Source organism: uncultured Thiohalocapsa sp. (genome assembly GCF_913063425.1).
Lineage (GTDB): Bacteria > Pseudomonadota > Gammaproteobacteria > Chromatiales > Chromatiaceae > Thiohalocapsa.
This window is the reverse complement of sequence record NZ_CAJXYK010000038.1, coordinates 37,324-60,969: the sequence shown is the minus strand read 5'-3', so window position 1 is coordinate 60,969 and position 23,646 is coordinate 37,324. Positions and strand designations below refer to the sequence as shown.

At 65.4% G+C, this 23,646-nt stretch carries 35 protein-coding genes; all 35 read left to right on the top strand.

Translation table 11 applies throughout. The features are described 5' to 3' along the window. Positions 1-312 precede the first annotated feature (312 nt). Positions 313-687, top strand: a complete 375-nt coding sequence (gene rpsL, locus QZ607_RS18455) for a 30S ribosomal protein S12 (RefSeq protein ID WP_295885709.1) — start codon at positions 313-315, stop codon at positions 685-687. Between the two features lie 56 nt (positions 688-743). Further along, the gene (gene rpsG, locus QZ607_RS18450) at positions 744-1,214 is read left to right on the top strand and encodes a 30S ribosomal protein S7 (RefSeq protein WP_295885708.1); all 471 of its coding nucleotides are present in this window, start codon (positions 744-746) and stop codon (positions 1,212-1,214) included. A 69-nt stretch (positions 1,215-1,283) separates the two neighbouring features. Further along, a complete protein-coding gene (gene fusA / locus QZ607_RS18445; RefSeq protein ID WP_295885706.1) occupies positions 1,284-3,380 on the top strand; it encodes an elongation factor G in 2,097 nt (698 codons plus the stop codon). Between the two features lie 54 nt (positions 3,381-3,434). Then, on the top strand, positions 3,435-4,625 hold the full coding sequence (tuf, locus tag QZ607_RS18440; protein WP_295885703.1) for an elongation factor Tu: 1,191 nt from the start codon (positions 3,435-3,437) through the stop codon (positions 4,623-4,625). 18 nt (positions 4,626-4,643) lie between these two features. Beyond that, the gene (rpsJ, locus tag QZ607_RS18435; RefSeq protein ID WP_200240729.1) at positions 4,644-4,955 is read left to right on the top strand and encodes a 30S ribosomal protein S10; all 312 of its coding nucleotides are present in this window, start codon (positions 4,644-4,646) and stop codon (positions 4,953-4,955) included. Positions 4,956-5,036: 81 nt separating this feature from the next. Next, entirely contained in the window at positions 5,037-5,687 is a 651-nt protein-coding gene (gene rplC / locus QZ607_RS18430; protein WP_295885700.1) for a 50S ribosomal protein L3, read from the top strand. Between the two features lie 7 nt (positions 5,688-5,694). Further along, positions 5,695-6,297 (top strand): 50S ribosomal protein L4, encoded by a 603-nt coding sequence (gene rplD / locus QZ607_RS18425; protein WP_295885699.1) that lies wholly within the window; start codon positions 5,695-5,697, stop codon positions 6,295-6,297. Then, the gene (gene rplW / locus QZ607_RS18420; protein ID WP_295885698.1) at positions 6,294-6,590 is read left to right on the top strand and encodes a 50S ribosomal protein L23; all 297 of its coding nucleotides are present in this window, start codon (positions 6,294-6,296) and stop codon (positions 6,588-6,590) included. The genes rplD and rplW overlap by 4 nt, the downstream gene beginning before the upstream one ends. A gap of 26 nt (positions 6,591-6,616) precedes the next feature. After that, on the top strand, positions 6,617-7,444 hold the full coding sequence (rplB, locus tag QZ607_RS18415) for a 50S ribosomal protein L2 (RefSeq protein ID WP_295885697.1): 828 nt from the start codon (positions 6,617-6,619) through the stop codon (positions 7,442-7,444). A 23-nt stretch (positions 7,445-7,467) separates the two neighbouring features. Beyond that, complete coding sequence (gene rpsS / locus QZ607_RS18410) at positions 7,468-7,746, top strand: 30S ribosomal protein S19 (protein ID WP_295885695.1); 279 nt, start codon at positions 7,468-7,470, stop codon at positions 7,744-7,746. 23 nt (positions 7,747-7,769) lie between these two features. Then, positions 7,770-8,102 carry a 50S ribosomal protein L22 gene (gene rplV, locus QZ607_RS18405; RefSeq protein ID WP_295885692.1) on the top strand — a complete coding sequence of 111 codons (333 nt, stop codon included), beginning with the start codon at positions 7,770-7,772 and terminating at the stop codon, positions 8,100-8,102. Between the two features lie 14 nt (positions 8,103-8,116). Next, a complete protein-coding gene (gene rpsC / locus QZ607_RS18400; RefSeq protein ID WP_295885691.1) occupies positions 8,117-8,797 on the top strand; it encodes a 30S ribosomal protein S3 in 681 nt (226 codons plus the stop codon). Between the two features lie 3 nt (positions 8,798-8,800). After that, the gene (gene rplP, locus QZ607_RS18395; protein ID WP_295885688.1) at positions 8,801-9,214 is read left to right on the top strand and encodes a 50S ribosomal protein L16; all 414 of its coding nucleotides are present in this window, start codon (positions 8,801-8,803) and stop codon (positions 9,212-9,214) included. Next, a complete protein-coding gene (gene rpmC / locus QZ607_RS18390; RefSeq protein WP_295885686.1) occupies positions 9,211-9,417 on the top strand; it encodes a 50S ribosomal protein L29 in 207 nt (68 codons plus the stop codon). The genes rplP and rpmC overlap by 4 nt, the downstream gene beginning before the upstream one ends. 57 nt (positions 9,418-9,474) lie before the next feature. Further along, a complete protein-coding gene (rpsQ, locus tag QZ607_RS18385) occupies positions 9,475-9,732 on the top strand; it encodes a 30S ribosomal protein S17 (RefSeq protein ID WP_295885684.1) in 258 nt (85 codons plus the stop codon). A 109-nt stretch (positions 9,733-9,841) separates the two neighbouring features. Continuing rightward, complete coding sequence (gene rplN, locus QZ607_RS18380) at positions 9,842-10,210, top strand: 50S ribosomal protein L14 (RefSeq protein ID WP_295885682.1); 369 nt, start codon at positions 9,842-9,844, stop codon at positions 10,208-10,210. Between the two features lie 52 nt (positions 10,211-10,262). After that, the gene (gene rplX, locus QZ607_RS18375; protein ID WP_295885679.1) at positions 10,263-10,580 is read left to right on the top strand and encodes a 50S ribosomal protein L24; all 318 of its coding nucleotides are present in this window, start codon (positions 10,263-10,265) and stop codon (positions 10,578-10,580) included. Positions 10,581-10,591: 11 nt separating this feature from the next. Beyond that, positions 10,592-11,131, top strand: coding sequence for a 50S ribosomal protein L5 (rplE, locus tag QZ607_RS18370; protein ID WP_295885677.1), 540 nt, complete (start codon positions 10,592-10,594; stop codon positions 11,129-11,131). Between the two features lie 9 nt (positions 11,132-11,140). Further along, positions 11,141-11,446: a 30S ribosomal protein S14 gene (gene rpsN / locus QZ607_RS18365; protein ID WP_295885675.1), complete on the top strand. Its 306-nt coding sequence runs from the start codon at positions 11,141-11,143 to the stop codon at positions 11,444-11,446. Between the two features lie 107 nt (positions 11,447-11,553). Next, positions 11,554-11,949 carry a 30S ribosomal protein S8 gene (gene rpsH / locus QZ607_RS18360; protein ID WP_295885672.1) on the top strand — a complete coding sequence of 132 codons (396 nt, stop codon included), beginning with the start codon at positions 11,554-11,556 and terminating at the stop codon, positions 11,947-11,949. A gap of 13 nt (positions 11,950-11,962) precedes the next feature. Then, the gene (gene rplF, locus QZ607_RS18355; protein ID WP_295885670.1) at positions 11,963-12,496 is read left to right on the top strand and encodes a 50S ribosomal protein L6; all 534 of its coding nucleotides are present in this window, start codon (positions 11,963-11,965) and stop codon (positions 12,494-12,496) included. Between the two features lie 10 nt (positions 12,497-12,506). Next, positions 12,507-12,863 carry a 50S ribosomal protein L18 gene (gene rplR / locus QZ607_RS18350; protein ID WP_295885668.1) on the top strand — a complete coding sequence of 119 codons (357 nt, stop codon included), beginning with the start codon at positions 12,507-12,509 and terminating at the stop codon, positions 12,861-12,863. A 10-nt stretch (positions 12,864-12,873) separates the two neighbouring features. Then, positions 12,874-13,380 carry a 30S ribosomal protein S5 gene (gene rpsE, locus QZ607_RS18345; protein WP_295885667.1) on the top strand — a complete coding sequence of 169 codons (507 nt, stop codon included), beginning with the start codon at positions 12,874-12,876 and terminating at the stop codon, positions 13,378-13,380. After that, complete coding sequence (gene rpmD, locus QZ607_RS18340) at positions 13,377-13,577, top strand: 50S ribosomal protein L30 (protein WP_295885664.1); 201 nt, start codon at positions 13,377-13,379, stop codon at positions 13,575-13,577. The genes rpsE and rpmD overlap by 4 nt, the downstream gene beginning before the upstream one ends. 1 nt (position 13,578) lies before the next feature. After that, positions 13,579-14,016 (top strand): 50S ribosomal protein L15, encoded by a 438-nt coding sequence (rplO, locus tag QZ607_RS18335; protein ID WP_295885661.1) that lies wholly within the window; start codon positions 13,579-13,581, stop codon positions 14,014-14,016. A gap of 92 nt (positions 14,017-14,108) precedes the next feature. Continuing rightward, a complete protein-coding gene (gene secY, locus QZ607_RS18330; protein WP_295885659.1) occupies positions 14,109-15,461 on the top strand; it encodes a preprotein translocase subunit SecY in 1,353 nt (450 codons plus the stop codon). Between the two features lie 198 nt (positions 15,462-15,659). Continuing rightward, a complete protein-coding gene (gene rpmJ / locus QZ607_RS18325) occupies positions 15,660-15,773 on the top strand; it encodes a 50S ribosomal protein L36 (protein WP_295885657.1) in 114 nt (37 codons plus the stop codon). 86 nt (positions 15,774-15,859) lie between these two features. Further along, positions 15,860-16,216: a 30S ribosomal protein S13 gene (gene rpsM / locus QZ607_RS18320; protein ID WP_295885655.1), complete on the top strand. Its 357-nt coding sequence runs from the start codon at positions 15,860-15,862 to the stop codon at positions 16,214-16,216. 98 nt (positions 16,217-16,314) lie between these two features. Beyond that, the gene (rpsK, locus tag QZ607_RS18315) at positions 16,315-16,701 is read left to right on the top strand and encodes a 30S ribosomal protein S11 (protein WP_295885654.1); all 387 of its coding nucleotides are present in this window, start codon (positions 16,315-16,317) and stop codon (positions 16,699-16,701) included. A 20-nt stretch (positions 16,702-16,721) separates the two neighbouring features. After that, a complete protein-coding gene (rpsD, locus tag QZ607_RS18310) occupies positions 16,722-17,342 on the top strand; it encodes a 30S ribosomal protein S4 (protein WP_295885651.1) in 621 nt (206 codons plus the stop codon). A 36-nt stretch (positions 17,343-17,378) separates the two neighbouring features. Further along, on the top strand, positions 17,379-18,392 hold the full coding sequence (gene rpoA / locus QZ607_RS18305; RefSeq protein ID WP_295885649.1) for a DNA-directed RNA polymerase subunit alpha: 1,014 nt from the start codon (positions 17,379-17,381) through the stop codon (positions 18,390-18,392). A 36-nt stretch (positions 18,393-18,428) separates the two neighbouring features. After that, positions 18,429-18,827: a 50S ribosomal protein L17 gene (gene rplQ, locus QZ607_RS18300; protein WP_295885647.1), complete on the top strand. Its 399-nt coding sequence runs from the start codon at positions 18,429-18,431 to the stop codon at positions 18,825-18,827. 171 nt (positions 18,828-18,998) lie between these two features. Further along, entirely contained in the window at positions 18,999-19,721 is a 723-nt protein-coding gene (locus tag QZ607_RS18295; RefSeq protein WP_295885644.1) for an SAM-dependent chlorinase/fluorinase, read from the top strand. A gap of 102 nt (positions 19,722-19,823) precedes the next feature. Continuing rightward, positions 19,824-22,616 carry an XrtA/PEP-CTERM system TPR-repeat protein PrsT gene (prsT, locus tag QZ607_RS18290; RefSeq protein ID WP_295885642.1) on the top strand — a complete coding sequence of 931 codons (2,793 nt, stop codon included), beginning with the start codon at positions 19,824-19,826 and terminating at the stop codon, positions 22,614-22,616. Between the two features lie 169 nt (positions 22,617-22,785). Continuing rightward, positions 22,786-23,631, top strand: a complete 846-nt coding sequence (locus QZ607_RS18285; RefSeq protein WP_295885639.1) for a tellurite resistance TerB family protein — start codon at positions 22,786-22,788, stop codon at positions 23,629-23,631. The last annotated feature ends 15 nt before the right edge of the window (positions 23,632-23,646 follow it).

Below are 23,646 nucleotides of genomic sequence, written 5' to 3'. Positions count from 1 at the left end.
GGAACGGCTCGGCGACATCCGACATCGCCGCGCCGGCGCCGCCGGCTGCGTTGGCGGCCGATCATGCTTCAGGGCTGATCAGCGTGTCACACGGTTGACACGCTGATGCGGCCTTGTTACACTTCTCTTCTTAGCTCGCCGGCCATTGAGCCGGCGCGTTTGTTCCCGGGGTTCAGGCCTCCGCTGGTCGGTCAATCCCGCTGCTTGCTTCCTATTTTTTGTGCGTTTCCGCAATGCCCAGTCAAGGCTGCGGCATTGCGGGCTCGGGTCGCGTCGTGTCGTGCGCTGCGCCCCGTTTGGATGGAGCTTTTCATGGCGACTGTCAACCAACTCGTCCGCAAGCCGCGCAAGCGCAGGGCGGAGAAAAGCAATGTGCCGGCGCTGGAGGCGTGCCCGCAGAAGCGCGGCGTTTGCACCCGTGTCTACACCACCACGCCGAAGAAGCCGAACTCGGCGCTGCGTAAGGTCGCCCGCGTGCGCCTCACCAACGGCTATGAGGTGGCGTCCTACATCGGCGGTGAGGGGCATAACCTGCAGGAGCATTCCGTGGTGTTGATTCGCGGCGGTCGCGTCAAGGACCTGCCGGGCGTCCGGTACCACACGGTGCGCGGCACCCTGGATACCACGGGCGTGGAGAAGCGCCGGCAGGGTCGTTCCAAGTACGGCGCCAAGCGCCCGAAAAGCTGACACGCCGGACCATCCCCTGCGGTCGGTTTTCAGTCAAGGTCGGAGATACAGACGAGATGCCGAGAAGACGCGTCATCGCCAAGCGCCAGATCCTGCCGGATCCGAAGCACGGCAGCGAGCTGCTTGCGAAGTTCATCAATATGCTGATGGAAGACGGCAAGAAGGCCGTGGCCGAGCGCATCATGTATGGCGCGCTTGAGCACGTTTCCGAAAAGAAAGGGGTCGATCCGTTGGAAACCCTGGATCAGGCCATGGAGAACGTGCGCCCGGCGGTGGAGGTCAAGTCCAGGCGCGTGGGCGGTGCCACCTACCAGGTGCCGGTGGAGGTGCGTCCGACGCGCCGCAACACGCTCGCGATGCGCTGGCTCATCGATGCAGCCCGTAAACGCTCGGAGAAGTCCATGGCGCTCAGGCTCGCGGGTGAGCTGATGGACGCAGGCGATTCGCGCGGCACCGCGGTGAAGAAGAAGGAAGACACGCATCGTATGGCGGAGGCCAACAAGGCCTTCTCTCATTATCGCTGGTAGGCGCGCGGAGCCTGCGCAGGCCGGGCCACGCAGGCAGCACCTCAATCTCTCAGACAGGCGGACAGAGCCGTGGCACGTAGTACACCCATCGATCGGTACCGGAATCTCGGCATCATGGCGCACATCGATGCCGGCAAGACGACGACCACAGAGCGCATCCTGTTCTACACCGGCCTGTCGCACAAGATCGGCGAGGTGCACGACGGTGCGGCCACCATGGATTGGATGGAGCAGGAGCAGGAGCGGGGTATCACCATTACCTCTGCGGCCACCACCTGCTTCTGGAAGGGCATGGACCAGCAATACCCGGAGCACCGAATCAACATCATCGATACGCCGGGACACGTGGACTTTACCATCGAGGTCGAGCGCTCCCTGCGCGTGCTCGATGGTGCCTGCGCCGTCTTTTGTGCCGTCGGCGGTGTGGAGCCCCAGTCGGAGACCGTCTGGCGCCAGGCTGACAAGTACCGCGTGCCGCGCCTCGCCTTCGTGAACAAGATGGATCGTATGGGGGCCAACTTCCTGCGCGTGGTGCAGCAGGTCAAGGATCGCTTGGGTGGCCAGGCGGTGCCGATCCAGTTACCAATCGGCGCCGAGGACGACTTCGCCGGTGTCGTCGATCTGGTGCGCATGAGGGCCATTTACTGGGATGATGCCTCCAAGGGCATGACCTACGACGCGCGTGACATTCCGGCGGACATGGTCGAGCTCTGCAGCGAGTGGCGCGAGAACATGGTGGAGGCGGCAGCGGAGGCCGACGAGGAGATGATGGAGCGTTATCTCGAAGACGGCGAGCTGTCGGAGGCCGATATCAAGAAGGGGCTGCGCATGCGCACCCTCGCCAACGAGATCGTGCCCATGCTCTGCGGGTCTGCCTTCAAGAACAAGGGCGTGCAGGCGATGCTGGATGCAGTCATCGACTACATGCCGGCGCCGCGCGATGTGCCGGCGATCCAGGGCGTGCTCGACGACGCGGCAGAAACGGTCGAGGAGCGTCCCTCCACCGACGATGCCCCCTTTGCTGCGCTGGCGTTCAAGATTGCAACCGATCCCTACGTGGGCACGCTGACCTTCTTCCGTGTCTACTCCGGCGTGCTCAACTCCGGCGATACGGTTCTGAACCCGGTGAAGAGCAAGAAGGAGCGCGTCGGCCGTATTCTTCAGATGCACTCCAACGATCGCAAAGAGATCAAAGAGGTCCGCGCCGGGGACATCGCGGCCGCGGTCGGTCTCAAGGACGTCACCACGGGCGACACGCTGTGCGCTTTGGATAAGCCCATCACGCTCGAGCGAATGGAGTTCCCGGAGCCTGTCATCTCGGTGGCCGTTGAGCCGAAGACCAAAGGCGACCAGGAAAAGATGGGCGTGGCCCTGTCCAAGCTCGCGCAGGAGGACCCTTCCTTCCGCGTGCGCTCGGACGAAGAGTCGGGCCAGACGATCATCTCCGGTATGGGCGAGCTGCATCTGGAGATCATCGTTGATCGGCTGAAGCGCGAGTTCAACGTCGAGGCCAATGTCGGTGCGCCGCAGGTCAGTTACCGCGAGACGATCCGGGCGCAGGTCGAGCAGGAAACCAAGTTCGCGCGGCAGTCGGGCGGTCGCGGCCAGTACGGGCATGTGTATATTCGCCTCGAGCCTCAGGAGTCCGGTGCGGGCTACGAATTCGTCAACGCGATCGTCGGCGGCGTCATTCCGAAGGAGTACATCCCGGCGGTGGACAAAGGGATTCAGGAGGCCATGGGGAGCGGCGTCTCGTTCGGGTTCCCGATGGTGGATGTGAAGGTCACGCTGTACGACGGGTCTTATCACGAGGTGGATTCGAGCGAGATGGCCTTCAAGATCGCAGGCTCCATGGCCCTGAAGGAAGGCTCGGCGAAGGCCAAGCCGGTGCTGCTGGAGCCGATCATGAAGGTCGAGGTGGTCACGCCGGAGGAAAACATGGGCGATGTGATGGGCGACCTCAACAGCCGCCGCGGCATGATCCAGGGCATGGAGGACGCGCCTTCCGGCAAGGTCATCCGCGCGGAAGTCCCGCTTGCCTCCATGTTCGGCTATGCGACTGATCTGCGCTCTGCCACCCAGGGCCGGGCCACCTACAGCATGGAGTTCGCGAAGTACACTGAGGTGCCGGCCAGCATCGCCGAGGCCGTCACCAAGAAGCAATAAGCGACGCCGATCCCCGACTTCGATACCCCGACTTCCATCCCGAGGATACAGACCATGTCCAAAGAAAAATTCGAGCGCAAGAAGCCGCACGTGAACGTGGGCACCATTGGTCACGTGGACCACGGCAAGACGACGCTGACGGCGGCGATCACGGTGCACCAGGCGAAGAAGTTCGGAGGCGAGGCGCGCGCCTACGACCAGATCGACAACGCCCCGGAGGAGCGCGAGCGCGGCATCACGATTGCGACGGCGCACGTGGAGTACGAGAGCGACCAGCGTCACTACGCGCACGTGGACTGTCCCGGCCATGCCGACTACGTGAAGAACATGATCACGGGCGCGGCGCAGATGGACGGTGCGATCCTGGTGGTGTCGGCGGCGGACGGCCCGATGCCGCAGACGCGCGAGCACATTCTGCTCTCGCGCCAGGTGGGCGTGCCCTACATCGTGGTCTACCTGAACAAGGCGGACATGGTGGACGACGAGGAGCTGCTGGAGCTGGTGGAGATGGAAGTGCGCGAGCTGCTCGACAGCTACGAATTCCCCGGCGACGACACGCCGATCGTCACCGGCTCGGCGCTGAAGGCGCTGGAAGGGGACGAGAGCGAGATCGGCACGCAGTCCATCGACAAGCTGATCGAGGCGCTGGACAGCTACATTCCGGAGCCCGAGCGCCCGGTGGACGGCACCTTCCTGATGCCGATCGAAGACGTCTTCTCCATCTCCGGTCGGGGCACTGTGGTGACGGGTCGCGTGGAGCGCGGCGTGATCAAGGTTGGCGAGGAGATCGAGATCGTCGGCATCAAGGACACGACCAAGACCACGTGCACGGGCGTGGAGATGTTCCGCAAGCTGCTCGACCAGGGGCAGGCCGGTGACAACATCGGCGTGCTGCTGCGCGGCACCAAGCGCGATGATGTCGAGCGTGGCCAGGTGCTGGCCAAGCCCGGGACGATCACGCCGCACACACATTTCGAGGCGGAGGTGTACGTGCTGAGCAAGGAAGAGGGCGGTCGGCACACGCCGTTTTTCAACGGCTATCGTCCGCAGTTCTACTTCCGGACCACCGACGTGACGGGCGCGTGCGAGCTGCCGGAGGGCGTGGAGATGGTGATGCCGGGCGACAACGTGAAGATGGTCGTGCGGCTGATCGCGCCGATTGCGATGGAAGAAGGGCTGCGCTTCGCCGTGCGCGAAGGCGGTCGCACCGTCGGCGCCGGCGTGGTGGCGAAGATCATCGAGTGATGGATCGAGTCAGAACAGATGGCTAACCAACGTATCCGTATCCGCCTCAAGGCATTCGATCACCGCCTGATCGATCAATCCGCGCGGGAGATCGTCGACACCGCCAAGCGTACCGGCGCCCAGGTGCGCGGCCCTGTGCCGCTGCCCTCCAAGCACGAGCGCTACACGGTGCTGGTCTCGCCGCACGTGAACAAGGACGCGCGCGATCAGTATGAGCTGCGGACACACAAACGGCTGATGGACATTGTCGATCCCACCGACAAGACCGTCGATGCCTTGATGAAGCTGGATCTGGCGGCCGGCGTGGACGTCTCGATCCGGCTCAGTTGACAGAGTGACGATTGTAGCGGCGCCCGTGCACGTCGAAGCTGACGTGGACGGCCGGGCGCCGCGCTGAACGGGAAGGCAGACATGAGCATTGGAGTAATCGGGCGCAAAGCCGGCATGACGCGCGTCTTCGGCGACGACGGCGCCAGCATTCCGGTGACAGTCATCGAGGTGACGCCCAATCGCGTGAGTCAGGTCCGCAGCGACGAGACCGACGGGTATCGCGCCGTGCAGGTCACGGCTGGGGCCCGCCGCGCGTCGCGCGTGACCAAGCCCATGGCCGGGCACTTTGCGAAGGCCGGCGTCGAGGCCGGCGACACTGTGCACGAGTTTCGGCTCGCGGCTGATGAGGGCGCAGACCTCGACGCTGGGGCCGAGCTCGGTGTGGGTCTGTTCGAGCCGGGTCAAAAGATCGATGTACGTGGTGTCACCAAGGGCCGGGGCTTCTCTGGCGGCATCCGCCGGCACCACTTCCGCGGCCAGGACAACAGCCACGGCAACTCGTTGTCGCATCGCGCCCCAGGCTCCATCGGCCAGTGCCAGACGCCGGGTCGGGTGTTCAAGGGCAAGCGTATGGCGGGTCAGCACGGCAACGCGAAGCGTTGTCAGCAGAACCTGGAGATCGTGCGTGTGGATGCTGAGCGCAACCTGCTGCTCGTCAAGGGCGGTGTGCCCGGTCCCGCGGGTGGTCGGCTCGTCGTCTTGCCATCGGTGAAGCAGAAGAACAAGGGGTGAGGCGGTCATGCAGCTGAGCGCGGCAAATGGCGTCACGGTCGAGGTGTCCGACTCGGTCTTCGGCGCTGATTACAACGAGCCCCTGGTGCATCAGGTGGTCACCGCCTACTTGGCGGGTGGCCGTGCCGGCACCAAGGCGCAGAAAAGCCGCTCCGCGGTGAGCGGCGGCGGCTCCAAGCCGTATCGTCAGAAGGGTACCGGCCGCGCTCGGGCAGGCACCACGCGCAGCCCGCTGTGGCGCTCCGGCGGCAAGACCTTCGCGGCAGCGCCGCGCAGCTACGAGCAGAAGGTCAACCGTAAGATGTATCGCGGCGCCATGCGCGCGATCCTGTCCGAGCTCTCGCGGCTCGGTCGCGTCCATGTTCTGGAGTCGCTCGGGCTGGATGCGCCGAAGACCAAGGCGCTCCGGGCCAAGCTCGACGAGCTGGGCCTGCGTGAGGCGTTGATCGTAATCGATGGGCAGGATGACACGCTGGCCCTGGCCGCGCGCAACCTCCCACACGTGGATGTGGCCGCCGCGGTGAGCGTGGATCCTGTGAGTCTGATCGGTTTCGAGCATCTGGTGTTGACGAAAGCGGCGCTCGCGCGGCTGGAGGCGCGCTTCGCATGAATCAGGAACGCTTGATGAAGGTCCTGCTCGGTCCCGTCATCTCCGAGAAATCAACCTTGGCGGCGGATGAGAACAGTCAGTTCGTCTTCCGGGTCACGACGGATGCGACCAAGCAGGAGATCGGCCGCGCTGTGGAGCTCCTTTTCGACGTGAAAGTGGACAATGTCCGCGTGCTGAACGTCAAGGGCAAGCGCAAGCGCTTCGGTGCCCGCAACGGCCGTCGTCCCGATTGGCGCAAAGCCTACGTGCGTCTGAAGCCGGGGCAGGATATCGATTTCGGCGGTGGCGCCTGAGCGGCGTCGCACGGGAGTAAACCGAGATGGCAATCGCAAAGACGAAACCGACCTCGCCTGGCCGCCGGTTCATGGTGAAGGTGACCAGCCCCGAGCTGTATCAGGGGCCGCCCTTGAGCCAGCTGCTGGAGAAGAAATCCCGCAGCGGGGGCCGCAACAACGCCGGTCGCATCAGCGTCCGTCACCGTGGTGGTGGCCACAAGCAGCGCTACAGGGTCGTCGATTTCAAACGGCGCAAGCAGGATGTCCCGGCGACGGTCGAGCGGTTCGAGTACGACCCGAATCGCTCCGCGAATCTGGCCCTGCTCAAATACGCCGACGGCGACTGGAGCTACGTGCTGGCGCCGAAGGGGCTGAAGGCGGGCGATACCGTCGTGGCCTCCGAAACCGCGCCCATTGCTGTCGGCAACTGCTTGCCGCTGCGCAACATCCCCGTGGGCACCGAGGTTCATGCCGTGGAGCTGCGGCCCGGTAAGGGCGCGCAGATGGCCCGATCAGCGGGCGCCTCCGTGCAGTTGGTGGCTCGCGAAGGGAATCACGCCACGCTGCGACTGCGCTCCGGTGAGATGCGCAAGGTCCACGCCGAGTGCCGGGCCATCATCGGTGCGGTCGGCAATGGGGAGCACAGTCTGCGCAAGCTCGGCAAGGCCGGCGCGACGCGGTGGCGCGGTGTACGGCCGACCGTGCGCGGCGTTGTGATGAATCCGGTGGATCATCCGCACGGCGGTGGCGAAGGCCGCACCTCGGGTGGCCGCAACCCCGTCACTCCCTGGGGTGTGCCCACCAAGGGGTTCAAGACCCGCAAGAACAAGCGCACCGACGGCATGATCGTGCGCCGCCGGGGCCGCAAGTAGGAACAGTTTCGAGGTTCGATCCAGTGCCACGCTCAATCAGAAAAGGCCCGTTCATCGATCACCACCTGGCAAAGAAGGTGTCCGATGCGGTGGCCCAGAACAGTAAGCGGCCGATCAAGACCTGGTCGCGTCGCTCGATGGTCCTGCCGGAGATGGTCGGCCTGACCATCGCCGTGCACAACGGCCGTCAGCATGTGCCCATTCTCATCAACGAGAACATGATCGGCCACAAGCTCGGCGAATTCGCGCTGACCCGGACGTTCCGCGGTCACGCTGCCGACCGCAAGGCGAAGAAGCGCTGACTCGGACCAGTTGGAGAAGCATCATGCAAGCGGTGGCGACACTCAAATACGCCCGTATCTCGGCGCAGAAGGCGCGGCTGGTGGCGGATCAGATCCGGGGTAGGCACGTGGAGCGTGCCCTGAACGACCTTCAGTTCAACACCAAGAAGGCGGCGGAGATCTTCCGCAAGATCCTGGAGTCCGCCATCGCCAATGCCGAGCATAACGAAGGGGCCGACGTGGACGAGCTCAAGGTGGTCGCCGTCCAGGTGAACGAAGGCCCCACCATGAAGCGCATTCGCGCCCGCGCCAAGGGCCGGGCGTCGCGTATTTTCAAGCGCACCAGTCACATCAGTGTGACTGTGGCCGAAGGCTGAGGTGGCAAGAGGTCATGGGACAGAAAGTTAACCCGACCGGCATTCGGCTCGGCATCGTCAAGGACTGGACGTCCACCTGGTATGCCGATTCGAAGGACTATGCCGATTTCCTGAACAACGACATCGAGGTGCGGGGCTTCCTCAAGAAGAAGCTCGCCGCCGCCTCGGTGAGCCGGATCCAGATCAATCGTCCGGCGAAGAACGCCCACATCACGATTCACACGGCACGGCCGGGCGTCGTGATCGGCAAGAAGGGCGAGGAAATCGACAAGCTGCGGGCCGAGGTCTCCCGGCGCATGGGAATCCCGGTTCACATCAGTATCGAGGAGATCCGCAAGCCCGAGCTCGACGCGCAGCTCGTGGCCGAAGGGATCGCCCAGCAGCTCGAGCGTCGCATCATGTTTCGGCGCGCGATGAAGCGCGCCGTGCAATCGACCATGCGTGCTGGCGCCGGGGGCATCCGGGTGAATATTGCGGGCAGACTCAACGGCGCCGAGATCGCGCGCTCGGAGTGGTATCGCGAGGGTCGTGTCCCTCTGCACACATTGCGTGCCGATATCGATTACGGCTTTGCCGAGGCACGGACGACCTACGGCATCCTCGGCGTCAAAGTATGGATCTTCCGCGGCGAGGTCTTCGAAGGGATGCCCGAAGAGCCGCAGCCGGCCGAGAAGCGCGGCGGACGTAGGGGGTGATCGATGCTGCAACCGAAAAGAACCAAGTTCCGTAAGCAGCATAAGGGCCGCAACCGCGGCCTGGCGCAAAGCGGCAATCAGGTGTCGTTCGGCGAGTATGGGCTCAAGGCCACCGGCCGGGGGCGGCTCACAGCGCGACAGATCGAGGCGGCCCGCCGTGCTATCACGCGCAAGGTGCGTCGCGGCGGCAAGCTCTGGATCAGGCTCTTTCCGGACAAGCCCATTTCGAAGAAGCCGCTGGAAGTGCGCATGGGTAAAGGCAAGGGCAACGTCGAATACTGGGTGGCACTGGTCCAGCCCGGCCGGATGCTGTACGAGATCGAGGGCGTGTCCGAGGATCTGGCGCGTGAGGCGTTTCGGCTGGCGGCAGCGAAGCTGCCGGTGCAGACCAAGTTCGAGAAGAGGTCGATGCTGTGAGTAAGGCCGGAGAATTGCGGGGCCAGGGCCGTGAGGCGCTGGAGAAGCAGCTGTTGGAGCTCCTCAAGGAGCAGTTCAATCTGCGCATGCAAAAGGGCAGTGGCCAGCTGAGTCGGCCGTCGCAATTCAAGACGGTGCGCCGCGAGATTGCCCGTATCAAGACGGTGCTCGCAGAGCAGGCTGCCACGGTCGGTCCGCAGTAAGCGTCGGTCATCGGGGTTGGTTCAGGCGTGAAGCCGGCGACAACGGAACAGAACAACATGTCCGAAGACAAGAGCAATCGAATTGTGAGCGGTCGCGTCGTCAGCAACGCGATGGACCGCACCATTACCGTGCTGGTGGAGCGGCGGGTCAAGCACCCACTGTACGGCAAGTTCCTGCGGCGCTCCATGAAGCTGCATGCACACGACGCCGACAACGCCTGCAACACCGGCGATTTGGTTCGGGTCGAGCAATGCCGGCCGTTGTCGAAGACGAAGTGCTGGCGCTTGGTGGAGATCGTGGAGCGCGCGCGCTGAGTGTGCCGGCCGTTGCGCCCTGACGGGAGTGCAGCGCAAATGCGCGCACAGCCCCGCGTCGGCAGGGTGGGTACAAGCCGGGCAATTTTGGCAGAGGTAGGTACTGACAATGATTCAAATGCAAACCCGCCTCGCGGTCGCGGACAACAGTGGTGCGCGGGCCGTGCAGTGCATCAAGGTGCTCGGCGGCTCGCATCGGCGCTACGCCAACATCGGTGACATCGTTAAGGTGACGGTCAAAGACGCCATCCCGCGGGGGAAGGTGAAAAAGGGCGATGTCTTTAACGCAGTGGTGGTGCGCACGCGCAAGGGCGTGCGGCGGCCTGATGGGTCGCTGATCCGTTTCGATGGGAACGCGGCCGTGCTGCTGAACAATCAGCTGCAGCCCATTGGCACTCGCATCTTCGGGCCCGTAACCCGTGAGCTCCGCAGCGAGCGGTTCATGAAGATCATTTCGCTTGCGCCCGAGGTGCTCTGAGCACGGCGCGCAGCGTGCAGCGGCAGCCGGCAGGGCTGACAGGTTCAAATTCATGCGTAAGATCAAAGTGGGCGACGATGTCATGGTGGTCGCCGGTAAAGACAAGGGTAAACGGGGCACCGTGTTGCGTGTCATCGACGCCGAGCATGTGGTGGTCGAGAACGTGAACATTGCCAAGAAGCATCAGAAGCCGAATCCGAATCGCGGCGTCGCGGGCGGCATCATGGACAAAGAGATGCCACTGCACGTCTCCAATGTCGGGCTTTACAACCCCAGCAAAGGGGCCGCGGACCGTGTGGGCTTCAAGGTGCTTGGTGACGGTAGAAAGGTGCGGGTGTTCAAATCCGACGGCGAAGTCGTCGACGTTTGAGTTGAGCAAGTATGTCCAGACTGGCAACGCAATACCGGGAAGAGATCGTCGGCCAGCTGCAGCAGCGCTTCGGCTACACGAGCGTGATGCAGGTGCCCCGGCTGGTGAAGGTGACGCTCAACATGGGCGTCGGAGAGGCGATCAACGATAAGAAGATCATGGAGAATGCCGTCGGCGATCTCACGCGGATCTCGGGGCAGAAGCCCATCGTCACCAAGGCGCGTAAGTCCGTCGCTGGTTTCAAGATCCGGGAGGGCTGGCCCATCGGCTGCAAGGTGACGCTGCGCCGGGAACGGATGTACGAGTTCCTGGACCGGCTGATCAACATCGCCATTCCGCGAATCCGCGATTTTCGCGGGCTGAGCCCGAAGGCGTTCGACGGCCGTGGCAACTACTCCATGGGTGTGCGCGAGCAGATCATCTTCCCGGAGATCGATTACGACAAGATCGACGCCATCCGCGGCCTCGATGTCACCATCAGCACCACCGCCAAGACGGACGAGGAGGGGCGTGCGCTGCTGGACGCCTTCAGTTTTCCGTTTCGGACATAAGAGCGAGTTATGGCAAAAAAGAGCATGATCGCCCGCGAGTCGAAGCGGGCGCAGGCCGCGGCGCGTTTCGCCGCCAAGCGCGAGCGGCTCAAGGCGGTGATCAACGACCGCAGCGCTGAGCCGGAGGCCGTCGATGCTGCAGTGGTTGCGCTGCAGAAGCTGCCGCGCGACGCGAGCCCGGTGCGTAAGCAGCGCCGTTGTCGCGTCAGCGGGCGACCGCATGCCGTCTACCGCAAGTTCGGCTTGTGCCGCAACAAGCTGCGCGAGGCCGTGATGCGCGGCGACGTGCCGGGTGTGGTCAAAGCCAGCTGGTAACGGCGCCCGCTGTTGCGGGCAGCACGGGCACCGCGGCATGGGCCGCGGTGGCAGAGACAGACGGGGTATCGCGCCGGCTACGGCGGGCTGACCCGAGGAGACAAACAATGAGTATGTCGGACCCCATTGCGGACATGCTGACGCATATCCGCAACGGCCAGGCGCGCGGCAAGATCACCATTCGCATGCCGTCGTCGAAGCAGAAGCAGGCCATCGCCGTCCTCCTCAAGGATGAAGGTTACATCAACGACTACGCCGTCCATGACGCGGAGGGCAAGGCGCAGCTTGAGCTGCGGCTCAAGTACTTCCGCGGCAAGCCGGTCATTGAAGAGTTGAAGCGGATTTCCCGTCCGGGGCTGCGCATCTATCGCGGTCGGAACGAGCTGCCGCGCGTCTGGGGCGGCCTCGGCATCGCCATCGTGTCGACGTCCAAGGGGCTGATGACCGACCGCGCAGCGCGGGAAGCCGGGCACGGCGGCGAGATCGTCGCCTACGTGGCGTAACCGGAGGCTGGACATGTCAAGAATCGCAAAAGCGCCCGTGAAAGTGCCGTCCGGGGTGGAGGTCAAGGTCACCGGTCAGGACGTCGCTGTGAAGGGCCCCAAGGGTGTCATGGGCTGGTCGGTGCACAACACCGTCTCTGTCGGGGTCGAGGACGGGCTCGTGCGCGTCAAGCCGAACGGTGATCGGCCTGAGCACTGGGCCATGGCCGGCACCACCCGCGCGCTCATCAACAACATGGTGACCGGCGTGAGCACCGGCTTCGAGCGCAAGCTGACGCTGGTGGGTGTGGGCTATCGCGCGCAGGCCAAGGGCAAGGTGCTGAATCTGGCGTTGGGCTTCTCCCATCCCATCGATTATCCGGTGCCCGAAGGCATCGAGATCGAGACGCCGGCGGCGACGGAGATCGTCGTGCGTGGCGCCGACAAGCAGCGCGTCGGTCAGGTGGCAGCGGAGATCCGCGGCTTCCGTCCCCCCGAGCCGTACAAGGGCAAGGGTGTGCGCTACGCCGACGAGTACGTCGTGCGCAAAGAAGCGAAGAAGAAATAGGGGGTCAGCGATGGACAAAAAGCAATCCCGACTGCGGCGTGCGGCCCGTGCGCGGTTGAAGATCCGCGAGCTCGGTGCGCATCGGTTGTGTGTGTATCGCTCACCACGGCATATCTATGCCCAGGTCATTTCGCCATCCGGTGACTGCGTCGTCGCGAGTGCGTCCACGCTGGACAAGGAGTACCGCCAGGGTGCGAAGGGCCACTCCGGCAATATCGCTGCGGCCTCCGCCGTAGGCCGGATCGTCGCCGAGCGGGCACGCGCGGCCGGTGTGGACGAAGTAAGCTTCGACCGCTCGGGCTTCAAGTATCACGGGCGTGTCAAGGCCTTGGCCGACGCGGCGCGCGAAAACGGACTCAAGTTCTGAGGTTAGGGTCATGGCAGCATACAATCCCGCGCCCGAGGGCGACGAGCTCCTTGAAAAACTCATCTCGGTGAATCGGGTCGCGAAAGTGGTCAAGGGCGGCCGCGTTTTCGGCTTCGGCGCGCTCACGGTGGTCGGGGACGGTAAGGGCCGCGTCGGCTTCGGCACAGGCAAGGCCCGCGAGGTGCCGGTCGCCATTCAGAAGGCCATGGAGTCGGCGCGCAAGAACATGGTCGACGTGCGGCTCAAGGGCAGCACCCTGCAGTATCCGCTGGTCGGCCGTCACGGCGCTGCACGCGTCTACATGCAGCCGGCTTCCGATGGTACAGGCATCATCGCCGGGGGCGCCATGCGCGCGGTCTTCGAAGTGGTGGGCGTGCAGAACGTTCTGGCCAAGTGCATCGGCACCAACAACGCCATGAATGTCGTTCGGGCCACCATCAACGGTCTGGCGCAGATGGGCGATGCCGAGCTGGTGGCCGCAAAGCGCGGCAAGACGGTCGAGGAGATTTTGTCATGAGTGCCGCAGGCAGTAAGCCGATCATGCGCGTGCAGCTGGTGCGCAGCATGCACGGGCGATTGAAGACTCACCAAGCCTGCGTGCGCGGGCTCGGTCTGCGGCGCATGCACCAGATCGTGGAGGTTGAGGACACCCCAGCGACCCGCGGCATGCTGAACCGGGTCGCCTACATGGTGCGCGAAGTCACGGAGCAGTGATATGCAACTGAACGATCTGAAGCCCGCTCCGGGGAGCCGTCCCGCACGCAAGCGGGTCGGGCGCGGTATCGGCAGTGGGTTGGGCAAGACCGGCGGACGTGGCCACAAGGGCCAGAAGTCCCGCTCGGGTGGTTTTCACAAGCTCGGCTTCGAAGGCGGTCAGATGCCGTTGCAGCGGCGCCTGCCGAAGGTGGGCTTCCGCTCGCGCGGCGCGTTGGAGCGCGATGAGATCCGGTTGAGCGAGCTTGGGCGTGTCGAGGGCAGCGAAGTGACCCTGGACAGCCTGCGAGCGGCGGGTTTGATCGGCGTCGCCGTGAAGCGCGTGAAGATCATCAAGTCAGGCAATGTGTCGCGTGCCGTTACGGTGCGCGGTCTGGCCGTCACGTCAGGTGCGAAGGCCGCCATCGAGGCCGCGGGCGGCTCGGTGGAGGACTCCTGAGGGGCTCGCCCGACTTACCGACGGAGCCGTGCGGCGCGCCCTGAGGCGCGCCGCCGAGTTTAGGTTCAACCCAAGGGTTCGGCGACAGACCTATGGCGAAAAGCAGTGCATCGGCCATGCAGTCCCTCGGGGGCATGGGCAGACTCACGGAGTTGCGGCAGCGGTTGCTGTTCGTCCTCGGGGCGCTGCTCGTCTATCGCATCGGCACCTTCATCCCGGTGCCCGGCGTGAACCCTGAGGCGCTGGCCGTTCTTTTCGATCAGAACCAGGGCTCGATCCTGGACATGTTCAATATGTTCTCAGGCGGCGCGCTGGAGCGTGCGAGCATCCTGGCGCTCGGTATCATGCCGTACATCTCGGCGAGCATCATCATGCAGCTGATGGCGGCCGTCATCCCGAAGCTGGAGCAGCTGAAGAAAGAGGGTGAGTCCGGGCGTCGCAAGATCACCCAGTACACGCGCTACGGCACCGTGGTGCTTGCGACCTTCCAGGCCATCGGCATCTCCATCGCGCTGCAGGGTCAGACCGCCGGCGGCTCGCCCATCGTCGTGCAGCAGGGTTTCGGGTTCGTGTTCACCGCAGCCGTGTCCCTGGTCACGGGCACCATGTTCCTGATGTGGCTGGGAGAGCAGATTACCGAGCGTGGCATCGGCAACGGCATTTCGCTGATCATCTTCGCGGGGATCGTGGCCGGGCTGCCTGCCGCCGTCGGCGGCACCCTGGAGCTGGTGCGCACGGGCGAAATGAACGCCTTGACGGTGCTGGCGTTGTTCGCTCTGGCGCTCGCCGTGACCGCCTTCGTCGTGTTCGTCGAGCGCGGGCAGCGCCGCATTACGGTCAACTATGCGCGTCGGCAACAAGGCCGGCGGATGATGGCGGCGCAGAGCACGCACCTGCCGCTCAAGCTCAACATGGCCGGTGTGATCCCGCCGATCTTTGCGTCGAGCATCATCCTGTTCCCGGGCACGCTCGGACAATGGTTCGGGCAGTCGGAAGATCTGCGCTGGCTTGCGGACATCACCGCCAAGTTGTCGCCAGGCGAGCCCATTTATGTGCTGTTCTATGCGGCGGCGATCATCTTCTTCTGCTTCTTCTACACTGCCCTGGTGTTCAACTCCAAGGACACCGCGGACAACCTGAAGCGGTCCGGGGCTTTCATTCCGGGTATCCGCCCGGGTGAGCAGACGGCACGCTACATCGACACGGTGATGACACGACTCACTGCCGCCGGTGCGCTGTACATCACAGCCGTGTGCTTGTTGCCCGAGTTCCTGATCGTCGGCTGGAACGTGCCCTTCTACTTTGGCGGGACGTCCTTGCTCATCGTCGTCGTCGTCGTGATGGACTTTATGGCCCAGGTGCAGGCGCATCTGATGTCGCATCAGTACGAGGGGCTGATGAAGAAGGCGAACCTGAAGGCACCGGGCGCCGGCCTCACGCGCTGAGGGCTGTGCCGGAGCCCCGTGCGTGCCCGATCAGGCGGTCGGGCGGATGTCGCTCGGGGCCAAGCGTTCGCGACGGGCGAGGTGAATGACGCCGCCACCCCGGCGGCGGTGGCTGCCGAGATCAGCCTTTTTCGGTGGACAACAAAGACGACTTCCGCAGATTGCGGGGGCAGGCGCAACGCGCGCCAGGAGAGAGGTATGAAAGTTCAGGCATCAGTGAAGAAGATCTGCCGTCACTGCAAGATCATCCGTCGCCACGGTACCGTTCGCGTGATCTGCAAGGACGTGCGGCACAAACAGCGTCAGGGGTGAGAACACGCCTATTGACGCTGCCTCCAATTATTGGTATTCTGCGCGGTTTACGTTCGCGCCGTTAAAAGTAGCGAGGAGTTTCAGGCATGGCCCGCATAGCCGGTGTCAACATTCCGGACCGCAAGCACGCGGTCGTCGCGCTGACTGCGATCTACGGCATCGGTCGGACGCGTGCAGCGCAGATCTGTGACGCTGCCAATGTGCCGGCGGCCACGCGCATCCAGGACCTCTCTGAAGACGAAGTGGAGCGGCTGCGCTCCGAGGTCGGGAAGCACACCGTCGAAGGGGATCTGCGCCGCGAGGTGTCCATGAACATCAAGCGCCTGATGGATCTGGGCTGCAACCGGGGTATCCGGCATCGGCGCGGCCTCCCGCTGCGCGGACAGCGCACCCGGACCAACGCACGCACCCGCAAGGGACCGCGGCGTCCCATCAAGCGTTGAGCGCCCTGTCGGGCTGACAGGCGAGAGAACCCGCAGCCGACGGCTTCGGCGGCGGCTCAGCGGGCAGCTCGTCCGCCGATTTCTACCGGGAGCAACTGGTGGCAAAACAGGTCAAGACTCGCAAGAAGGTGAAGAAGCAGGTGGCCGATGGCATCGCCCACGTGCACGCATCCTTCAATAACACAATCATCACCATTACGGATCGTCAGGGCAACGCGTTGGCGTGGGCCACCTCCGGTGGCTCCGGTTTCCGTGGCTCGCGCAAGAGTACCCCGTTTGCGGCCCAGGTGGCCGCATCGCGTGCGGGTGCCGCGGCCAAGGAGTTCGGTGTGGTCAACCTCGATGTCAACGTCAAGGGCCCGGGACCGGGGCGCGAGTCCGCGGTGCGGGCACTGAACAACGCCGGGTTTAAGGTGACCAGCATCACGGACGTGACGCCGATCCCTCACAACGGCTGCCGCCCGCCCAAGAAGCGGCGCGTCTGAATCAGAGAGAGAGTCTCGAAATGGCAAGGTACGTCGGACCGACCTGCAAGCTTGCGCGCCGCGAGGGCGTCGACCTCGGCCTCAAGAGCCGGGCGCGTGCACTGGAGTCCAAGTGCAACATGGAGAAAACGCCCGGGCAGGCGATGGAGCGTCGCCGCCGCTTGTCGGATTACGGCGTCCAGCTGCGCGAGAAGCAGAAAGTGCGCCGCATGTACGGAATCATGGAGAAGCAGTTTCGCGGGTACTACAAAGAAGCCGCCCGGCGTAAAGGCGCCACCGGTGAGAATTTGCTGCAACTCCTTGAGCGGCGGCTCGATTCCGTTGTCTACCGCATGGGCTTCGGCTCGACACGTGCCGAAGCGCGGCAGCTCATCAACCATAAGGGCGTGTTGGTCAACGGCCAAGTGGTGTCCATTCCGTCCTACACCGTTGCACCGGAAGATGCGATCGAGGTGCGCGAGAAGGCCAAGAAGCAGGTGCGGGTCCAGAACGCCATGGCGCTGGCCGAGCAGTACGGCTTCGTGGACTGGGTGGACGTTGACACCAAGGCCGCGAAGGGTGTGTTCAAGCGCGTTCCGGATCGGGCCGACCTGCCCGCGGACATCAACGAGTCGCTCATCGTCGAGCTGTACTCGAAGTAACGCATTCCAGAGGTATCAACCCCAGAGGTTCCTAGTATGGCAGAGGCCGGGAGCGGATTCCTCAAGCCGCGCATCGTCAAGGTGGAGCCCGTGGATGGCTCGAAGCATCGTGCCCGGGTCTCGCTGGAGCCCCTGGAGCGCGGCTTCGGCCATACGCTGGGCAACGCGCTGCGCCGCATCCTGCTGTCCTCCATGGACGGGTGCGCGGTCACGGAGGTGGAGATTCAGGGCATCCTCCACGAGTACACCACCATCGAGGGTGTGCAGCAGGATGTGCTCGAGATCCTGCTCAACCTGAAGGATCTCGCCATCGCGCTCAACGGGCGTGATGAGGCGACCTTTACGCTGAGCAAAGTGGGTCCTGGGCCGGTGACGGCGGGTGACATCGCCATCGATCACACGGCCGAGATCGCCAACCCCGAGCTGGTGATTGCCAACCTCACCGGCGAGACCGAGCTCAGCATGACCATCACCATCAGGCGGGGCCGTGGCTACGAGCCGGCAACCCAGCGCGATGCCGAAGGCAGCGAGGACCGTCCCATCGGCAAGCTGCCGCTGGATGCCTCCTTCAGCCCGGTGCGGCGTGTGGCGATCGAAGTGCCTTCCGCGCGTGTGGAGCAGCGCACAGACCTCGACCGCTTGGTGATCGACCTGGAAACCAACGGCACCATCGATCCACAGGACGCGATTCAGCGGGCGGCGATCATTCTGCGCGATCAGCTCTCGAGCTTCGTCGATCTGGAAACATCGGTCGGCGGCGAGGCACCGGCGGAGCATGCCCCGAAAGAGCCGCCCTTCGACCCGATCCTGGTGCGGCCGGTGGACGAGCTGGAGCTGACCGTGCGCTCCGCCAACTGCCTCAAGGCCGAGAACATCTATCTGATCGGCGATCTGATTCAGCGCACAGAGGTGGAGCTGCTCAAGACCCCCAACCTCGGCAAGAAGTCGCTTACCGAGATCAAGGATGTGTTGGCCACCCGCGGGCTGTCGCTGGGTATGCGACTGGACAACTGGCCGCCCGAGAACATCGACGAACTGATGGTCAAGTAGACCTGTTGGAAACGGTATTCAGACGGAAGCAAGATCATGCGCCATCGCAAAGCCGGCAGGCACCTCAACCGCACCAGCGCCCATCGCGAAGCGATGTTCCGGAACATGGCCGGCTCGTTGATTCGCCATGAGCTGATCAAGACGACGCTCCCCAAGGCGAAGGAGCTGCGGCGCGTCGCGGAGCCCCTGATTACCCTGGGCAAAACCGATTCCGTACATCACCGGCGCCTGGCCTTTGCGCGGCTGCGGGACAAAGAGGCAGTGGGCAAGCTCTTCACAGAGCTCGGTCCGCGCTACGAGACCCGGCCGGGTGGCTACCTGCGCATCCTGAAATGCGGTTACCGTCCGGGGGATGCCGCACCAATGGCCTACGTCGAGCTCGTGGACCGGCCGATGGTCGACGAGATCGAGGACGATGAGGACGAAGCCGTCTGAGGGCGAAGCCGTCTGAGGCCGTATTGGCCCGCCGACATGCATCTGTCGGCGGCCTCGCATCCTTAAGAATATCGAAGGCCGAGCTCGTCCCGGCCTTTTGCGTGAGGGCCCATGCGTCAAGGCTCAGGCCGATGGCGGATTCCGCGGGCGTGGCGCCCACGGCGCTTCGCGTTGGTCACGGATTTCGGCCGCGGACCCTACACGGGTCAGATCCAGCTGCTGCTCGCGGCGCATCGTCCGCGGCGCCCGGTGGTGGACCTGGTGTCGGATCTGACGCCGTTCCGCCCGGATCTCGCCGGTTTACTCCTTCCCGGTCTGCGCCGCGGCATGCCCGGCCGGACCCTCTACCTGTGCGTCGTTGACCCTGGGGTCGGCGGTGCTCGCGGTATCCTCGCTGCGCGCGTCGGCGCGGACTGGCTGCTCGCGCCGGACAACGGCCTTCTCGTGCCGCTGCTGCGGGGGAGCGCGCCGACGGATGTGCGTCTGTGGCGCGTTCTGTGGCGACCTCCGACCCTATCCGCGAGCTTTCATGGTCGTGATCTCTTCACGCCGCTCGCCCAACAGATTGCGCGCGGGCGGCTGCCGCAGGCGACGCCGGTGGACGTCGCGGACCTCGTCGGTGCCGACCGGCCGGCCACTACTGCAACGGTGTGCTACGTAGATCGTTACGGGAACGTCATGACGGGCATCCCGGCGCGCGAGCTGAGCGATGCCGCCGTGGTCGTCATCGGCGACACGCGAGTCGCGCACGCCCGCACCTTCTCCGACGTCGCCGTGGGTACGCCGTTCTGGTACGAAAACGCCTTCGGTCTCGTCGAGATCGCTGTCAATCAGGGACGTGCTGACGTTGATCTCAGTCTCCACCCCGGCGATTCGATAACATGCCGCCCCTGAGGTACGACTGCGCCCTCGGGTGTGCTTCGCCGATGCGTCTCCCGGCTCAAGGCTGCGCATAACCGCGAGATTGCTCCGAGACCGGCACAACAGAGTGAGCCCGTGAACCTGTTCCCATCACCGCTGCGATTCGGTTGGCCCGCATCTGCGGCCATCGCCATCACCTGCCTGCTGCTCTGGGCCGCGCCTGCGCCCGCCGGGTCCCTGGATGATGCACGGGCCTACTGGGAGCGGGGCGAGCTGAACGCCGCGGGCCTGGTGCTGAAAGAGCACCTGCGCACTGAGGCCGAAGATGCAGCTGCACGTATCCTGCTGGCGCGTGTTTATCTGGATCTTTATCAGGGCGATGCAGCGCTCAAGGAGCTTGAGACAGCGCAACGCCTGGGCGCCCCGCGGGCACGCCTGCTGGAGCCCCGCGCCCGGGCGCTGCTGCTGACTGGCGCCCATCAGCGCGTGCTGGACGAGGTGGCGGTGGCCGCGGTGGCGGACCCGGCACAGCGCGCCGTGCTGGCCGCCCTGCGCGGTGATGCCGAGCGCGGCCTCGGCAACACGGACGCCGCACTCGCCGAGTACGAGCGCGCCCTGGAGCTGGCGCCGGCGCAGACCGATGCCCTGCTGGGCAAGGCCCGGCTCGCGCTCGCAGAGCGCCGGATCGATGACGCACGCGAGCTGCTCGTCGCCGCGACCACTGCCAACCCCGAGGCGGCCCGCGCCTGGGAGCTCCTCGCGGAGGTGGACTTCGCCCGAGGTGAGCACGCCGCAGCCGAGCAATCGCTCGTCAAAGCGGTGATCGCGGGCCGGAACAAATGGCTGCCCCGCTTCAAGCGCGCGCTGACCCGCATCGAGCTCGGCGAGCTTCAGGCCGCAGCGGCGGACATCGACGCCGTTGCCCGCACCTTTCCCAACTTTCCGGGGCTCTCCTTTGCGCGGGGCGCCCTGCTGTTGCAGCAGGGTGAGCTGGACGCCGGGCTGAGCGCCCTGGAGACCTATCTCAAGTACGACCCGAACAACCTGCGGGCCTTGTTCCTCTCCGCCATCGGCGAGGCGGAGCGCGGCAACCTGGAGCTGGCGTCGGACCTGCTGACGCGCTACCGCAAGCGCTTGCCGGACTCGGTGCCGGCGAGCCGGGCGCTGGCCGAGGTGCTGCTGCGCCAGCGCAAGCCGTCGGCGGCGGAGGCGCTCCTGCGCGAGGCATTGCAGGCACGGCCGGACCGCCCCGAGCTGCTGCTCACCCTCGCCCAGGCGCTCAGCCGTCAGGGGGAATGGGAGGCGGCCAGCGCGGCCTTGCTGCGGGTGGTGGACATCCAACCCGACGTCGCCGATCATCGCTTCGCCGCGGCCGAGTATCTGCATCGAATCGGTGAGCACGACGCGGCGCTCGCACAGCTGGAGCAGGCGCTGGCGCTGGACCCGCTGCACCGCAGCGCGCCACTGCTGCGCATCAAGGTCCTGCTCGAGCTCAAGCGCATGGAGGAGGCGCTCACGCACGCGGAAACCCTCATCCGCGCCCGCCGCAACGATCCTTACGCGCTCAACGCGCATGGCCTGGCCCAGCTGGCGCAGGGTGATGCGGCGGCGGCCAGGCGGTCCTTCCGAGCCGCGCTGGATGCGGCGCCGGCCTTCCCGGACGCGGCGCTCAACCTCGCCAAGCTCAGTCTGCGGGAGGGTGATCCCGGCGGCGCCCGCGCCCTGCTGGAGGACGTGGTGGCGGCCGTGCCCAACCATGTCGAGGCCACGCTCGCTCTGGCGGAGCTCGACGCCAGTGCAGGCGACATACGCGGTCAGCAGCGTCGCCTGCGTGCAGTGCTGGACGCCGTTCCGGACGAGCCCCGGTTCCTGCTCGCCCTGGCGCAGAGTTACCTGCGCAACGGCACGCCGGAGCGTGCCCGTCTACTGGTGCAGTCGGCACCGGAGCGTCTGCGTGAGCGGGCGGAAATGATGCTGGTGCTGGGGCAGGCGCAGGCCAGTGTGGGCGATCTCGATGCGGCGCTGGAGACCTTCCAGGCCCTGTTGCTGAAGACGCCGGAGAGTGCGACGCCCAACTTTCTGCTGGCCGCGCTCTACGCCGAGCGCAAGAACCGGCCCGCCATGGAAGAGGCCCTGCTGGAGGGGGCGACCAAGGCGCCGGACAGTCCCCTGCTGCGCTCTGCGCTGGCGGCGGGCAAGACGCTGTACAAAGACCCGGCGCTGCGGTTGAGCCTGCTGGATCGGCTGCTCAGGGTGACGGACAATGCCCCGCGCCTCGTCGCCGCCAAGGCGGACCTGTTGGTGGAGTACGGCGACCACGCCCGTGCCGAGCGGCTCATGCGCGGACTGCTGATGCGCTATCCGGACGACTTCGGCGTGCTGCACAAGCTCGTCGAGATCCAGCTCGCGGGCAATGCCCAGCCCGCCGCCGAGGAGGTGCTCACGGCCTGGCTGGAGCGCCACCCGGACGATGTCACTGCGCGGGTAATGCTGGCGCAGGTGCAGGCGGAGCTCGGCCGCGATGCCGCGGCGCGGGAGCTGCTTGAGGGATTGATGGCATCCGATCCCGCCCTTGCCTCGGACCCGCTGCTGCTGAACAACCTCGCCTGGCTGCTGCGGGAGACGGACCCGGAGCAGGCCCTCAAGTACGCCGAGCGCGCCTATCGTGACGAGCCCGGCTCCGCCGCCGTCAAGGACACCCTCGGCAACTTGCTGGTGCATGCCGGCGAGCTGCAGCGCGGCCTGGGGCTGCTGGAGCAGGCCGCGCGCGCCGAGCCCACGAACGCGACCATCGGCTTCCATTACGCCGAGGCCCTGGCCATGGCCGAGCGCGATGCAGAGGCGCGCGTGGTGTTGCTCAATCTGTTGGACAAGGATTTCCCCGAGCGCAGCGCGGCACGGGCGCTGCTTAAGCGCCTCGGCGGTTGACGCTGCTGCCGCTCCGCATGGCAGCAAAACCGGCCTGTTTCGGACATCGATACTTCCCAGGTCACCGGGCGCGGCGCACAATGCGCCGGCCCGGGCATCCGGTTGAGCGTCGGGCTGAACAGGCGCGGCAGCCGCCGCCCCTGCGTTCTACCCCACAGAGGCAAGGCACATGAGCAATTTCGGCAATCTCATCGGCGCGTTCATGGAAAGCGCCATGGCGCCGTCTGCGGGCAACCGCATCGGCAGCGCACTGGAGCAGCTCCAGCGCAGCGGCTTCGGCGGCGGCGCGCCGGCCGGCGGCATGCCAGGCGGCCCGGGTGGCATGCTCGGCGGCATCCTCGACATGGTCAAAGGCGGGCTCGGCGGCGCTGCGCAGCATCCTGGGCAGGCGGGTGGCCTCGGTGCCGTGCTCGGCTCGCTGATGGGTGGCGGCAAGGGGGCCGTGCAGGGCGGCATGATGGCGGTGCTGGCCAGCGTCGCCATGAAGGCGCTCACCGCAGCCGGCGAGCAGCAGACAGCGAGCGGGCAGGGCGGCGGCCTCGCGGACCTGCTGGGGGGGCTGATGCCCGGCGGTGGTCAAGCTCAGGGCAGCGGCCCCTGGTCCGGTGGCGACGTGCCGCTCGGCATGCGCCCGCCGCAGACCACGGCGGAGGAAGAGGCCCTGGAGTCCACCGCCCAGCTGGTGCTGAAGGGCATGATCAACGCCGCCAAGTCCGACGGCCAGATCTCCCCGAAGGAGATGCAGCGCATCGTCGGCAAGCTCCAGGAATCCGGCGCGGATCAGGGCATGCAGCAGTGGGTCATGCAGGAGATGCAGGCGCCGCTCAATGTGCAGGCGTTCGCGGCGGAGATTCCGAATCAGGAGGTCGCGGCGCAGGTGTACACGGCCTCGCTGCTGGCGGTGGAGGTGGACACCGACGCCGAGAGGCAGTACCTCCAGCAGTTCGCCCAGGCGAGCGGACTGCATCCGCTGGTGGTGGGCCAGATCCACCAGACCCTCGGCGTCCATGCGTGAGCGACTGACGTCAAC